The sequence below is a fragment of the Devosia sp. ZB163 genome, from assembly GCF_028613635.1.
Lineage (GTDB): Bacteria > Pseudomonadota > Alphaproteobacteria > Rhizobiales > Devosiaceae > Devosia_A.
In genome coordinates this window covers 119,850-133,273 of record NZ_JAQRMY010000001.1, presented here as the reverse complement: position 1 = coordinate 133,273, position 13,424 = coordinate 119,850, and the positions used below count along the sequence as shown (strand labels likewise).

18 protein-coding genes and 1 tRNA gene are annotated in these 13,424 nt (G+C 68.0%); 12 read left to right on the top strand and 7 right to left on the bottom strand.

The genetic code is table 11. The annotated features are described in order from the left end of the window. Positions 1–987: a zinc metalloprotease HtpX gene (gene htpX, locus PRN20_RS00675; RefSeq protein ID WP_273954992.1), complete on the bottom strand. Its 987-nt coding sequence runs from the start codon at positions 985–987 to the stop codon at positions 1–3. A gap of 90 nt (positions 988–1,077) precedes the next feature. On the opposite strand from htpX, the gene PRN20_RS00670 reads away from it, so the two are divergent. Beyond that, positions 1,078–1,266, top strand: coding sequence for a DUF1674 domain-containing protein (locus PRN20_RS00670; protein WP_273954991.1), 189 nt, complete (start codon positions 1,078–1,080; stop codon positions 1,264–1,266). A gap of 85 nt (positions 1,267–1,351) precedes the next feature. Here PRN20_RS00670 and PRN20_RS00665 read toward each other — a convergent pair whose 3' ends face one another. From PRN20_RS00665 to tsaD, 4 genes are read right to left on the bottom strand one after another with little or no spacing between them, the layout of a single operon-like run. Then, positions 1,352–1,777 carry an EVE domain-containing protein gene (locus PRN20_RS00665; protein ID WP_273954990.1) on the bottom strand — a complete coding sequence of 142 codons (426 nt, stop codon included), beginning with the start codon at positions 1,775–1,777 and terminating at the stop codon, positions 1,352–1,354. 1 nt (position 1,778) lies between these two features. Further along, positions 1,779–2,072, bottom strand: coding sequence for a YciI family protein (locus tag PRN20_RS00660; protein WP_273954989.1), 294 nt, complete (start codon positions 2,070–2,072; stop codon positions 1,779–1,781). Beyond that, entirely contained in the window at positions 2,072–3,040 is a 969-nt protein-coding gene (locus PRN20_RS00655; RefSeq protein WP_273954987.1) for an NAD(P)H-dependent glycerol-3-phosphate dehydrogenase, read from the bottom strand. The genes PRN20_RS00660 and PRN20_RS00655 overlap by 1 nt, the downstream gene beginning before the upstream one ends. After that, positions 3,030–4,088, bottom strand: a complete 1,059-nt coding sequence (gene tsaD / locus PRN20_RS00650) for a tRNA (adenosine(37)-N6)-threonylcarbamoyltransferase complex transferase subunit TsaD (protein ID WP_273954985.1) — start codon at positions 4,086–4,088, stop codon at positions 3,030–3,032. Before tsaD ends, PRN20_RS00655 begins: the two co-directional genes overlap by 11 nt. A 68-nt stretch (positions 4,089–4,156) precedes the next feature. Between tsaD and hemC the strand changes: the two genes are divergently transcribed. The 8 genes from hemC (at position 4,157) to PRN20_RS00610 (ending at position 10,111) form a co-directional block, all read left to right on the top strand. Continuing rightward, positions 4,157–5,092, top strand: coding sequence for a hydroxymethylbilane synthase (gene hemC / locus PRN20_RS00645; RefSeq protein ID WP_273954983.1), 936 nt, complete (start codon positions 4,157–4,159; stop codon positions 5,090–5,092). Between the two features lie 16 nt (positions 5,093–5,108). Next, entirely contained in the window at positions 5,109–5,831 is a 723-nt protein-coding gene (locus PRN20_RS00640; RefSeq protein ID WP_273956750.1) for a uroporphyrinogen-III synthase, read from the top strand. 23 nt (positions 5,832–5,854) lie between these two features. Next, a complete protein-coding gene (locus PRN20_RS00635; RefSeq protein ID WP_273954982.1) occupies positions 5,855–7,165 on the top strand; it encodes a COG4223 family protein in 1,311 nt (436 codons plus the stop codon). Further along, a complete protein-coding gene (locus PRN20_RS00630; protein WP_273954980.1) occupies positions 7,162–8,562 on the top strand; it encodes a heme biosynthesis protein HemY in 1,401 nt (466 codons plus the stop codon). Before PRN20_RS00635 ends, PRN20_RS00630 begins: the two co-directional genes overlap by 4 nt. A gap of 79 nt (positions 8,563–8,641) precedes the next feature. Then, positions 8,642–8,717 (top strand) — tRNA-Thr (locus tag PRN20_RS00625). Positions 8,718–8,855: 138 nt separating this feature from the next. Continuing rightward, entirely contained in the window at positions 8,856–9,275 is a 420-nt protein-coding gene (locus tag PRN20_RS00620; protein WP_273954979.1) for a DUF1236 domain-containing protein, read from the top strand. 127 nt (positions 9,276–9,402) lie between these two features. Next, complete coding sequence (locus tag PRN20_RS00615) at positions 9,403–9,840, top strand: acetyltransferase (protein WP_273956749.1); 438 nt, start codon at positions 9,403–9,405, stop codon at positions 9,838–9,840. A gap of 100 nt (positions 9,841–9,940) precedes the next feature. Next, complete coding sequence (locus tag PRN20_RS00610) at positions 9,941–10,111, top strand: hypothetical protein (protein ID WP_273954978.1); 171 nt, start codon at positions 9,941–9,943, stop codon at positions 10,109–10,111. Between the two features lie 66 nt (positions 10,112–10,177). On the opposite strand, the gene PRN20_RS00605 is transcribed toward PRN20_RS00610, so the two are convergent. Continuing rightward, positions 10,178–10,921: a GntR family transcriptional regulator gene (locus PRN20_RS00605; protein ID WP_273954977.1), complete on the bottom strand. Its 744-nt coding sequence runs from the start codon at positions 10,919–10,921 to the stop codon at positions 10,178–10,180. Between the two features lie 102 nt (positions 10,922–11,023). Between PRN20_RS00605 and PRN20_RS00600 the strand changes: the two genes are divergently transcribed. Next, positions 11,024–11,584 (top strand): hypothetical protein, encoded by a 561-nt coding sequence (locus PRN20_RS00600; protein WP_273954976.1) that lies wholly within the window; start codon positions 11,024–11,026, stop codon positions 11,582–11,584. A gap of 9 nt (positions 11,585–11,593) precedes the next feature. Here the strand turns inward: PRN20_RS00600 and PRN20_RS00595 are convergent, their stop codons facing one another. Continuing rightward, positions 11,594–11,761: a hypothetical protein gene (locus tag PRN20_RS00595; protein WP_273954975.1), complete on the bottom strand. Its 168-nt coding sequence runs from the start codon at positions 11,759–11,761 to the stop codon at positions 11,594–11,596. Between the two features lie 430 nt (positions 11,762–12,191). Here PRN20_RS00595 and PRN20_RS00590 point away from each other — a divergent pair, with 430 nt between their 5' ends. Next, positions 12,192–12,353, top strand: a complete 162-nt coding sequence (locus PRN20_RS00590) for a hypothetical protein (RefSeq protein WP_273954973.1) — start codon at positions 12,192–12,194, stop codon at positions 12,351–12,353. Positions 12,354–12,409: 56 nt separating this feature from the next. Then, positions 12,410–13,300: a phosphotransferase family protein gene (locus PRN20_RS00585; RefSeq protein WP_273956748.1), complete on the top strand. Its 891-nt coding sequence runs from the start codon at positions 12,410–12,412 to the stop codon at positions 13,298–13,300. Positions 13,301–13,424 lie beyond the last annotated feature (124 nt).

Below are 13,424 nucleotides of genomic sequence, written 5' to 3'. Positions count from 1 at the left end.
TCAGCCCCAGGGTCCGCGGGTGCTATTGCCATCCTCGCTCGCGCCTGTCGAGGGGATGCGCCAACCGCCGCCATTCTCATGGGGGTTGCGACCCGGCCCGCCGTCCCGCGGTTGGTAGCGGCGGCCGGTGCTGTCGACCTGCATCTGGGAGGCGATGCGCTGCAGCTGGGCGATGCGGTTTTCGACATTTGGGTGGGTCGAGAACAGGTTGTCCATGCGCTGCCCGTTGAGCGGGTTGATGATGTACATGTGCGCCTGGGCCGGGTTGCGCTCGGCGCCGATGTTCACCGTGCGATGCGCGATCTGGCTGATCTGGTTGAGCGCCGAGGCCAGCGCGAGTGGATCGTTGGAGATCAGTGCGCCATCCTTGTCGGCCTCGTACTCGCGGGTACGGCTCACGGCCATCTGCACGAGGGCAGCGGCGATGGGAGCGACGATCACCGCAATCAGCGTGCCGATCGGGCCGAGCGGGTTGTCGCGGTTGTTGCCGCCGCCGAAGAACAGGCCGAACTGCGCCAGCATGGAGATGGCACCCGCGATCGTCGCGGTCATCGTCATGGTCAGCGTGTCGCGGTTCTTGATGTGGGCGAGCTCGTGCGCGATGACGCCAGCGACTTCGCGCGGCTCGAGATAGCGCAGGAGGCCGGCGGAGACCGCGACCGCCGCGTTCTGCGGGTTGCGGCCGGTGGCGAAGGCGTTGGGCTGCTCGGTGTTGATCACGTAGAGGCGTGGCATGGGCACGCCGGCGCGCTGCGAGAGCACTTCCACGGTGTGGTAGAGATCGGGCTGGGTACGCGGATCGACCTCGTAGGCGTTCTGCATGCGCAGCACCATCTTGTCCGAGTTCCAGTAGGCGAACAGGTTGGTGAGCGCGGCGAAGATGAAGGCGACCCACATCCCGCTCGTACCGCCGACAAAGTAGCCGACGGCCATGAAGATGGCGGTGAGGGCGGCCAGGAGGACGGTGGTGCGGAGGAAGTTGAGCATTGCCGGTAAGTCTTGTACCTCACGGGGATATCGGAATGGAAAGTAGATGGGATGGCGCAGGGTTCCCCACAAGGACCTGTGGAGACTGAGATGGACGAAGAGAGCGAGAACAAGCCCCTGAGTCCCGCGGCGCAGCGGGCTTTGGCCGAGGCGGCGGAGCGGCGGGCGGCGATCGATGCGAAGGCGGCCGCGGGCAAAAAAGAGAAGGGCGGGCGCGGTGGACTTGACCCGGCGCGCTATGGCGACTGGGAGATCAAGGGCCTGACCGCGGACTTCTAGACCGGGGTGGAACCTGGACCTTTCCGCCACCTCATTGCCGAAAAAGAGGCGGCGGAAGTCCAGGACAGTCCGACGGAATTACGCCCTAGAGGCCGCCCATCTTGCAGATGAGCTTCCATTCGGCGTCGGTGACCGGCGAGACGGAGAGGCGGGAGAGCTTCACCAGCGCCATGTCGGCGAGCTCGGGCGTCTTCTTGATCGTTTCGAGCGTCACGGGCTTGGGCAGTTTCCTGACCGGGAGCACATCGACGCACTCCCAGACGATGTTGCCCTTCTCGTTGGGCTCGGCGGTCGAGTCGGGGTGGGCGAGCGCCACCACCTTGATGATGCCGACGATCTCCTTGCCGATATTGGAGTGGTAGAAGAACGCCTCGTCGCCGAGCTGCATCGCCTTCATGTTGTTGCGTGCGGTGTAGTTGCGCACGCCGTGCCACTCCTCGGGAACGCCACGCGCCACGACATCGTCGTAGGAGTTGACGTTCGGCTCGGATTTCATCAGCCAGTAGGCCATCTCAACGCCCCGCAGCCTTGTTGATGGTGAGGGCCCAGCGGCTGATCTCGTAGCGCTCGAACACGCCCTGCTTGATGAAGGGGTCCTCTTCATAGAGGGCGGTGGCGGTGGCGAGGTCGGGCGCCTCGATGACCATGAAGCTGCCGGTGGCCTTGCCTTCCTCGGTCTGGAAGGGGCCGGCGATCACCAGCTTGTCGCCGAGGTTGTCGAGGTGCTTCAGATGCTCGGGGCGGACCGCCATGCGGTGCTCGAGGCCGTTCGGCTTGTCGGTGGCGATGATCGAATAGAACGGCATCAGTCTTCTTCCCTCTTGAGCGGCCGCGACATGAGCCCGGCGACGATATCGGCGATGGAGGTGTTTCCATCGATGAGCAGGTTTACTGCATCGATGAGCGGGGCGTCGATGCGCACTTGGTTGGCCAGCTGGCGCGCGACCGGCGCGGTGAGCGCGCCCTCGGCGAGGTCGGATCCGGGGCTCTCGCCACGGCCGAGGCTCACGCCGTAGCGGTAGTTGCGCGACTGGGTGGAGGTGCAGCTCAGCGTCAGGTCGCCGAGCCCGGCAAGGCCGGTGAGCGTCGAGGCGCCGCCGCCCATGCGGACGACGAGGCGGGTCAGTTCGGCAAAGGCGCGAGCGAGGAGGGCCGAACGGGCGGAGGCGCCGAGGCCGGCGCCGTCCACGGCGCCGCAGCCGATGGCGTAGACGTTCTTCAACGCCCCGGCGAGCTCGACGCCGAGCCGGTCGTCGGCGGCATAGAGGCGGAAGGTCGGGCCGGCGAGCGCGGCGGCGACCGCCGAGGTGCGATCGGGATGGTCGCCGGCAAGGGTGACGGCGGTCGGGCGGCCGGATGCCACGTCGGCGGCAAAGCTCGGCCCTGACAGCACATAGGGAATGGCGCCGGGCGCGGCTTCGGCGAGCACCTGGCTCTGGCGGGCGAGCGTGCCATGCTCGAGGCCCTTGGCCGTCAGCACGACGGGCTTGCCATCGAGCCGGCCGTCGAGGGCGGCGACGGCGAAGCGGGTCGCCTGGGCCGGCACGGCGAGGACGACGAGGTCGGCGTCGGGCAGGCTGGTGGAGGCGGAGATGGTGTCGAGCAGCGTGACGCCCGGCAGGTGGGCGCTGTTGACGCGCAGTTCGTTGATCTCGGCGATCACCATGGGATCGCGGCCGACCAGCGTCACCTCGCGGCCGGCGATGGCTGCGGCCTGGGCGAGTGCGGTGCCCCAGGCGCCGGCGCCGAGGATGGCGACGCGGTCAAGCTGCATGGTTCAACCCCATGTCCTCGCTGTCGAGCGGCCAGCGCGCCTTGGCGGAGATATCGAGCCGGTCGCTCGAACCGAGCGCCAGCCGTTCGGCTCCGGCCCAGGCGACCATCGCGCCATTGTCGGTACAGAGCGGAATGGGCGGGATGATCAGCTCGGCCCCCGACGCTGCGGCCGCCTCACGCAGGGCGGCCCCGATGGCCTTGTTGGCGGCGACGCCGCCGGCGACGACGAGGCGGAGCGGCTGACCGGGAAGCTCGGCGGCGTATTTCTGGAGCGCCGAACGGGCGCGTGTCGCGACGATCTCGGCTACAGTGCGCTGGAAGCTGGCGCAGATGTCGGCGACGTCCTGGTCGGTCAGGGGGGCCGCCTGTTCGGCGGCGAGGCGGACGGCGGTCTTCAGTCCCGAGAACGAGAAATCGAGCCGCGCCTCCTTGAGCAGGGGCCTGGGGAAGTTGAAGCGGCGCGGATCGCCCTTCGCCGCCATCTTCTCGACTTCCGGCCCGCCGGGGTTACCGAGGCCGAGAAGCTTGGCCACCTTGTCGAAGGCCTCGCCGAGGGCGTCGTCGATGGTGGTGCCCCAGCGCTCGTAGTCGCCGACGCCGCGCACCAGCACGAACTGGCTGTGCCCGCCGGAGACGAGCAGCATCAGGTAGGGAAAGGCGATGCCGTCGGTGAGCCGGGCGGTCAGCGCATGCGCCTCGAGGTGGTTCACCGCGATCAGGGGCTTGCCGAGCGCGGCGGCGAGGGCCTTGGCCGTGGTGAGGCCGACCAGCACGCCGCCGATGAGGCCGGGGCCGGCGGTCGCGGCGATGGCGTCGACCTCATCGAGCTTCACGCCGGCCGTTTCGGCAGCCTTGGCGATGATGCGGTCGAGATGGCTCACATGGGCGCGGGCGGCAAGTTCGGGCACGACGCCGCCATAGGGGGCGTGCTCCTCGAGCTGGCTGCGCACGACATTGGAGAGGATGGTGGCGCGACCCGCGGCGTCGCGCTCGACGATCGAGGCGGCGGTTTCGTCGCAGCTGGTTTCGATGCCGAGAACTCTCATCACGCTTGTCCGGGTCCTATCTATAGGGGTAAGCCCGTGGCCTCCCGCCTACATAGGTCTGAAACGAAATGCAATCGACACCGCTCCTCAGGCTCGGCACCCGCGGCTCCATGCTCGCCATGGCGCAGGCCCGGCTGGTGCAGCGGCTCCTCGCCGAGGCGCACGGGGTTGCGCTCGAAGACATCGCGATCCGCGTCATCACCACGAGCGGCGACCGGCTGACCGACCGGCCGCTGAGCGAAGCGGGCGGCAAGGGGCTGTTCTCCAAGGAGATCGAGGCGGCGCTCGAAGCCGGCGAGATCGACCTGGGCGTCCATTCGAGCAAGGACCTCGCCTCCTTCCTGCCCGACGGGCTGATGCTTGCCGCCTTCCTCGAACGCGAGGACGTGCGCGACGCCTTCGTGTCGCTGAAGCATGCGAGCCTCGAGGCCCTGCCACAGGGCGCCAAGCTCGGCTCGTCCTCGATCCGGCGCGGGGCGCAGATGCTGAGGGCGCGGCCCGACCTCGAGATCGTGCAGTTCCGGGGCAATGTCGACACGCGGCTGCAAAAGCTGGAAGCCGGCGTCGCCGATGCGACGCTGCTGGCGGTCGCCGGGCTCAACCGGCTGGGCAAGCAGGACAAGATCACGGCCTATCTCGATCCCCAGGCCTTTCCGCCGGCCCCGGCGCAGGGCGCCATCGGCATCGAGATCCGCAGCGACGACACGCGGACGGCCGAACTCGTGGCGGTGCTCAACCATGCACCCACGGCGACCAGCATCGCGGCGGAGCGGGCATTGCTCGCGACGCTCGACGGATCGTGTCGAACCCCCATCGGTGCGTTTACCGAATTGAATGGGGTTTCGTGCAGGTTGACGGCTGAAATCCTCAGTCCGGACGGGCGCGAGTTCTATCGCGACAGCGTCGAGGGCGAGGCGGCTGAGGCGGCCCGGCTCGGAACGGAACTGGGGCAAAGACTATTGGAAGCGGCAGGGCCCGAATTCCAGAAACAGTTCGAAGGATAGGTTTGCTCAAGTGAAGATGCTCGTGACCCGGCCCGACCCCGACGCGAGCGACACGGCGGCGCGGCTGGAGGCGCTCGGCATCGAGCCGGTCATTGCGCCGCTGCTGATCCATGAGACGCTGCCGGCGGAGTTGCCGGCCCCCGATTCTGTCGCCGCGATCACGCTCACCAGCGCCAATGCGCTGCGGGCGCTGCAGGAGATGGATGCCATCGGGCGCTACCGCGAGCTGCCCGTCTACACCGTGGGCGACCGCACGGCCGACCTTGCCGAAGCGCTGGGCTTCGTCATGGTGACGAGCGCCAGCGGCGCCTTCGCGGACCTCGCGGAACTGCTTGCCCATGCCCGGATCGACGGGCCGATCTTCTACCCGCATGGCCGCGAGGTCTCCGCCGACCTCGGCCGCTCGCTCGAGCCGTTCGGAAAGCGCATCAGCGGGGTGCCGGTCTACGCGATGAACCCGGTGATGGTGCTCGACGAGGTGGCCGAAGCGGGGCTTGCCTCGGGCGAAATCGGCGCCGCCCTGTTCTATTCGAAGCGCACCGCCGAATGCTTCGTGCGGCTCACCGCGGGCCTCGCGCGTGAGCGGCGCATGAAGCTAGGCGTACTCTGCATGTCCGAAGCGGTTGCCGCTCCGCTCATCGATGCCCATTTCGTGCGGGTGGGACTCGCCGAGCATCCCGACGAGGAGGCCATGATGGGGCTTGCCTTGTCGTTTGCGCGCGATCAGAACCCTCATTGACCGGAACCAGCAAGGAACGCCGCATGGCTGTACGCAAGTCGGGGCCCGTGAAGCCACCGGTCATCGATTTGAAGGCGCGCGAGGCGGAAAAGGCCGCTTCGACCGCCGAGGGCAAGGCCGAGGAGGTCGCGGCCGAGACCGTCGTGCCGGAGACCGTCGCGCCGGAGTCCGTCGCGCCCGAGGCCGCGCCGTCGGAAGAGACAGCCCGTCCCGCTCCGCCACCGCCGCCGCGTCCTCAGGCGCGGCTGGCCATGCCGTGGAGCGCGATTTCCATCGCCACGGTCGGCGGGGCGCTGCTCGGCGCCGGCCTCGTCTATGCGCTGGGCAACTGGCTGCCACTGCCCAACAAGGTCCCGGTGATCGCCGATCCGGCCGTCCGGCTCGATGCGCAGGATACGTCGCTTGCCGACCTCACGGCGCGGCTCGCCGCGATCGAAGAACAGGCCAAGCGGACACAGGTCAGCCTCGACGCCACCATCGCACAGATGGACACCGGCCTTGGCGAGGTGCGGCAGTCGATCGCCGCCGTGCCGGCGGCCGAGCCGGTCGACCTCACGCCCATCGAAACACAGCTCAAGAGCCTCGAGGACCGGGTGACGGCAATCGGCGCCGGTGCCTCGGGCGCCGATGCGACGGCGCTGGCGGAGACGATCGGCACGATCGAAAACGACATCGCCGGCCTCAAGCAGCAGCTCAGCGAAGGCGTGACCACGGGTACGTCGCTCGACAGCAGCATTGCCGAGCTGCGCCAGCAGGTAGCGGCGCTGCAGACGGCAGTCGCCACAGCCAACCAGACCATTTCGGGCTCCGATGTCGGTCCGGCCATCCGGCTGCCGCTGGTCGTATCGGGGCTCGAGAGCGCCATCACCAACGGGCGGCCGTTCGCGGCCGAACTCGCCAGCATCAAGGCGCTGCTGCCCGACCTTGCCATTCCCGAGCCGATCGCGGCTTCGGCCGAGAGCGGATTGCCGCGGCCGGACGCCGTGGCGGCCCGGCTCAGCGCCGCGGTGCCCGAGATCCTCGCCGGCCGCGCCGCGCAGAGCACGGGCGACCTCGGGCAGGACGCGGTCGAATGGATGAAGGGCCTTCTCGCCTTGCGGCCGACAGGTGAACTCGAGGGCGACAGCCCCGAGGCGATCGTCTCGCGACTCGAAGGCGCGGCGGAACGGCAGGACTTCGCCGCCGCGGCGCAGCTGCTCGCGGCGCTGCCGCCGGCCATGCAGGCAGGGGCCGGAACGGCCGGCGCCGACGTGGTCAAGCTCGCGGCGGCCGACGGTTTCCTCACCGAACTCCGCGCCCGGGCGCTTGCTCCGACGACGGAGGCGACGCCTTGATCCGGCTTGCCTACTGGCTGATCGGAAGCCTGCTCGTCACCGCGGCCATCGCCTGGCTGATCGGGTTGCCGGGGACGCTCACCATCGAGTTCCTCAACTATCGCCTGCAGCCGCGGCTGGGCGTCGCGGCATTCCTTGCGGTCGCCTCGGTGGTGGTGGTCATTCTCGTCTGGGGCATCGTCAAGCGCATCATCGCGGCGCCCTACTACATCGCCCGGCGGTCGCGCGAAAAGCGCAAGGACCAGGGCTTCCTCGCGCTCTCGGACGGGTTCATCGCGCTGCAGGCGGGCGACGCCAACCGGGCGCGCCAGCTGGCGCGCGAGGCGCAGACCAACCTGCCGCGCAACGCCGCGGCGCAGCTGCTCGAGGCGCGGGCGGACCTGGCGCTGGGCGACATGCATTCGGCGCGCGAGCACTACCGGGCGCTGATCACCAATCGCAAGACCGCGCTCGCGGCGCTGTCCGGCCTCTATGACCAGGCGCGCCAGCAGGGGCGGCCCGATGCGGCGCTGACTTTCGCACAGAAGGCGATCGACATTTCCCCGCAGGCGCCATGGGCGCGCGAGGCGGTGTTCGACGACCTCACCCGCAACGGGCGCTGGGACGAGGCCTACCGCATGGTGGCGGACGAGCCGGCGGTGACGCGCGAGGAAAAGATGCGCAAGCGCCGCCGCATGGCGGTGGTCGAGACGGCGCGGGCCCAGATCGCGGAAGGGCGCGAGCCCAATGCGGCGCTCGAGCATGCGCTGGCGGCGCTGAAGCTGCAGGGCGATTTCGTGCCGGCGGCGCTGATCGCGGCGCGGATCTACTCGAACCGCGGCGAGGCGCGCAAGGCCATGAGCCTCCTCCGTCGCGTGTGGCGGGCGACTTCGCATCCGGATGTGGCGACCCTGTTCGCCAATGCGGTGCCCGGGGTTTCGGCCGTCGACCGGCTGAAGCGGATCCAGGAACTGGTCGATGTGCCGCCGCCCAACAAGGCCGCGGCGCTGGTGCTGGCGCGCGCCTCGATCGATGCGTTCGACTGGGTGGGCGCGCGGCAGGCGCTGGCCGGCTATTCGAACGCCAACCCGTCGCAGGCGGTGTGCCTGCTGATGGCCGAGATCGAGGAAGGGCAGACGGGCGACAAGGGCAAGGCGCGCGACTGGCTCAACCGGGCGGTACGGGCGCCGCGCGATCCGGTGTGGACGGCGGACGGCATCACGGCCGACGAGTGGGAGCCGCTGTCGCCGGTCACCGGCAAGCTCGATGCGTTCGAGTGGCGGGTGCCGACGAGCGCGGTGGCGACGCGGACGAGCCCCAGCGCCAGCCTGCCCTCGCTGCCGGAAACGACGCCGGCTGCTGCGCCGGCCGAGGCGGAAAAGCCGCAGGCCGGGCCGCTGGCGCTGCCCGAGGCCTAGCAGGGCCTGCAAGGTCTTGCGCGTGACCGGCGTCGCCTGTATGAGACGCAAATTGTCCGTCGCCCACGCGCGCCGGTACGCCGCATTAGCTCAGTCGGTAGAGCATCTCATTCGTAATGAGGGGGTCGCTGGTTCGAATCCGGCATGCGGCACCACCCTTCCTCCCAGACATGATGATTTCGGCCTGCGGTTGCTCATGCGCAACGGTGCTGCGGCATCGGCGTGCCATAGGGAACCGATCGCGTTCCCGGGCTTTTCCCCCTTGGCTATCCAACAGCCTAGGAGTGAAAAAAATGAAGAAACTTCTCCTTGCCTCAGTGGCCGTCCTGGCGCTCGGCGCCGCCCCGGTCATGGCTCAGAGCGATAGCGGCGCGGTGGTCGGTGGTACCGCCGGCGGCGTTTCCGGCGCTGTTGCCGGCGGGCTGATCTTCGGACCGATCGGCGCGATCATCGGTGGGTTCACCGGTGCCGTGATCGGATCTTCCGTGGTCAGCGACGACGCGGTCGAGTACGTGCGGCTCAATCCGACCGAGCCGGTGGTGATCGATGGCAGTCTCGAGGTCGGCTATGCCGTGCCCGAGACCGTCCAGCTGCGCGTGGTCGAGAGCGATCCGGACTACGGGTACTTCTATACCGAGGACCGGGCCTATTTCGTGAAGCTTTCGGACCGCACGATCGTCTATTCGCCCGGCGTGGTGGTGGCGGCCAACTAGCCTCGGCCCCATCTTCCCATCATGCATCCATGCCCGTCCGGCTTGCCGGGCGGGCTTTTTGCTTGCCTTTGAGGCCTGTTCAGCAACTCGCTTTGCCCACCTGATGAAAGCATTGTATCCGGTGAGCATGATCATGATCCGACCTTCCCGGCCCGACGAGGGCGCCCGCATCATCGAGATCTGGCGCGGCGCAGTTGATGCGACTCATCACTTCCTAACGCCTGAGGATCGGCTCGCCATTGATGAAATGGTGTGCGGTTTCCTTCCGCAGGCTCCACTCTGGCTGGCAGTTGATGAGAATGACTACCCGCTAGCCTTCATGCTGATCGACGGCGGGCACATGGAGGCGCTGTTCGTTGATCCCGCCTGGCGCGGAACCGGTATTGGCGCTGCCCTGGTGCGGCATGGCCTCACGCTTCATCCAAGAATGACAACCGATGTCAACGAGCAGAACGAGCAAGCTGTTCGCTTCTATGAGCGAATGGGATTCAGGCAGACAGGCCGTTCGCCGGTCGACGGACAGGGCAGGCCATATCCACTCATTCACCTGGAATATTTCGGCTGATTGGGTCGCCTCCAGGACGTCAGAGATCGCGTGAGCGCCGGAAGGCGCTTGCGGCGGCGGGCCGGATCGGGCGACAAGGCCGGATGACCGGAGATGCCCGATGCTAGCGACAAGCGAGATTGCCAAACTGAAGCGCGAGATCGCGACCCTGGGCGAAATCGTGGGGCGGCCGCGCCCGGCGCTGACCCCGGCGGAGAAACGCTCGCTGAAATCCGAGATCGAGCGCTGCATCCTCGAGCTGGACGAACTGCGGAGCAAGCTGTCGGGCTAGTGCCGCCTGCGCCACCCCCTCCCTCGGTCCCTCCCCTCAAGGGGGAGGGAGGCGAACGGCCGGTGTTCAGTTCTGCACGCGGCCGGGGCCGCGGCGGTAGACGCGGAGCTCGATGACCGAGGGGACGTGCCATTCGAGCGAATGCATCACAGGGCGGTTGGCCGTGTCGTGGTCGATCTGCTTCAGATGCTGCAGCGGCGTGCCCTCGGGCACTTGGAGGATGGTGGCGAGCTCGCTGTCGGCGATGACCGGCAGGACCACGGCGCGGGCGTGATCGATATCGTGGCCGCGCTCGGAGAGCAGGCGGTAGATGGAGCCGGTGAAGCGGTCGGCGTCACGCTCGGCATCGGCGAGGTCGACGGGGAGGCTGTCGACCGAATAGATGGCGGGCTTGCCATCGGCGCTGCGGACGCGGCGCACGACGACGACTTCCGACCCCAGCGGCAGGCCGAGTTCGAGCGCCACGGTGTCGGACGCGGGGGTGCGGCACACGTCGAGGACCTCACGGCTCGCCTTGACCCCGATGCTCTCGAGGTAGTCGGTGTAGCTGAAGTTGGTATCGAGCGAGTTGCGCAGCGCCGGCCCCTCATTGACGTAGGTGCCCGAGCCCTGGCGGCGGGTGACGTAACCGTCCTCGATGAGGCCGCGCACGGCCTCGCGCAGGGTGATGCGGCTCACCGAGAAGCGCGTGCACAGCGCATCCTCGTTGGGCAGGCGCGAGCCGGGCGGGAATTCGCCGCCGATGATCAGGCGGCGCAGTTCGGCACGGACGACGTCGGGCAAAAGGGGGCGCACGCGAACATGCTGCATGGATGCTTCTTTCGGCGTTTTTTCCGTCATAGCATGTCCGTTGCGCGGGCATAGCATCACGCCTATGTCCAAGGCATTGAATCGACTGGGAGGCCGGGCGGCATGGGCCCCGATGCAATGGTGTGGCTGCTGGTGGGGCTGGGGCTCGGCGTGGCGCTGAGCCTGCTGCTGTTCATCGGGTATGCGACGCTCGAAGGGCTGCGCCTCAAGGGCAGGATGAAGAAGGCACGGGCCCTGCGGGCGGCGGAGACCGCGCGCGCCGCGCCGCTGCGGCGACGCGAACTGCCGATGCCTGCGGCGCGGGAACGCCAGCCCGCCGCTCCGGTGGCGGCGCCCAAGCCGGCAACCCGTGAGCTGGTCGGCAAGCCCGCCAACGATCCGGCGCCCAGGCCTTTCGAGCCGAAGCCGGTTTCGAGGCCCGCGCGGGCGCCTGACGCGGCGCCGGCCGCCACCGCTGCCGGGCAAGCAGCGGAACCCGCGAAGGCCGCGCCCATTGCGCCCGTCGAGGCCAAACCCGGACCGGCCGAGCCGAAGCGGATCGAGGCCGTCGCGCCGCAGCCGGTCAAGCCGGCGACGCGCAAGAGCGTCGAGGAGATGTTCGCTGACGCCTTCGCCAATGCGCGCATCGAGCCCGTGCCGGCAAAGCAGCCGGACAAGGACTGAACCGGCGTCCTAGCGACGGTGGACGGCGAGGGTCAGCGCGCCGACAGCGAGCAGCAGGCCGGCGACGAGGCGGGTGTCGTTGTTCGTCATGTCGATGACGGGAACCCATTCCCGGTACCAGGGAAACAGGAAGAACAGCGAACTGAGCAGGATCGCTGCAAGACCGATGGCTCGCATGGGGGCGCCCTCCGCCAGGCGGAATGAGTGATCAAAGGTACCCGGTGACGCTTCCGGCGCACCCATTGTCGCGTGATCCACTTAACCGATGGTTGCCGCCGTCCGGCGCTCCGGTGCGGCGCCGTGACGGACCGCTCCGTTGCCGTGGTTGAAATGAACTACAAGAGTTCGTGCGATTTCGCACGAGAACTACTTAAGTTCGTACGGTTTCGCACGCTGGCTACTGTATTTGGTACGCATTCGATCACGTTTATTTCACTCAATGAGTTCGTTTTCCTGTGTAATATTTATGGCACAGGGAAGACGGTGACGTCCTCGGCGGGGCGTCATCCGAAACTGAACGGCAGCCCGGCAACCCCGGTCACGTTCAGGCGTTTTCCCGCCACAAAGCGCGGAGACCAACTTCGCGTGCGAACGGAGAGACGCCGTCATGCAAAAGGTTGAACTCGATCGCCTGCTAGAAAAGACCGTCGCCGACGCCCTGGGTGTGAGGATGCCACAGCATCGCCGCGCCCCGGAAAAGACCAAGGCCGCGGTCAAGACCCAGTCCAAGCGAACCCGCCAGGTGCCGCGCGAACTTCATCCAGCCTGATTGGACTTTCCCTGCCGCTGATCTAGATTCCGTCCCCTGGACAGGGGGACGTGAGGATGGAGGGTGTGCCGGCGGCGGAGATCGCGCGCTATCGTGCGCACGTCATCGGGACGTTGCCGCAGTTCGCGGGCGGGACTTTCACAACCCTTGCAGAGGGTTGGGATAGTGTCGCGCTCGAATGCGACGGCTGGATCTTCAAGTTCGCGCGTCATGACGAGGCCCTGACGCGGCTGAGGCGCGAGGTGGCCCTGCTCGGCTACCTCAAGCCTCGAATCACCATGCCGCTGCCGCACATGCTGCTGCATGAAGGGCCAGTGCCGTTCACCCAGCACCTGAAGATCGACGGGGCCTCGCTGGAACGGGCCCAGTATCTCGAGCTCGAGGAGGGGCGTCGCAATGCGATCGCGATGCGCATGGCGCAGCTCTATGCCGAGCTGCACGCTTTGCCGCTCGCCCGCATGCGGCAGGTGGGCGCCGTGGGCGTCGACCCGTGGATGGCGCCCGAGGCGATCGTCGCCGGGGCGGAGCCGAAGCTGCCGCGCGGCTACAAGACCTTCCTCAAGCGCACCATGGCCGAATATCGCAAGCTCACCATTGAGGGGCGCGAACTCGTCTACGGCTATTTCGACGGCCATGGCTGGAACATGGCCTTCGACCACAAGACGGGCCTGTTGAACGGGGTGTTCGACTTCGCCGATTCCGGCTTCGGCTCGCGCCACCGCGACCTCAGCTACAGCAACTGGATTTCGGCCGACCTGACGCTGAGGATCATCGAGCGCTACGAGGAACTGACGCGCGTCCCGGTCGATCGCCGGCTGGTGATGCTCTATTCCTCGGCCCTGCGCCTCGCGGAACTGGCCGAGGGCTTCCTTCCGGCCGAGCAGGGGGTGGCCAATGTCACCGACTGGGTGGCCGAGCTCAAGGCGCTGGATGGCGGGCTGCTCTAGGGTCACCTGATCGGGGCCGCGGTGCGCGGGCGGCAATGGGCACGACGGCGTAGCCATGCCGTGCTGTGGGGGCGGGCTGCCACGGGTCGTACGCTGGGATGGGGAGGCTGGAACAGTTACCCGA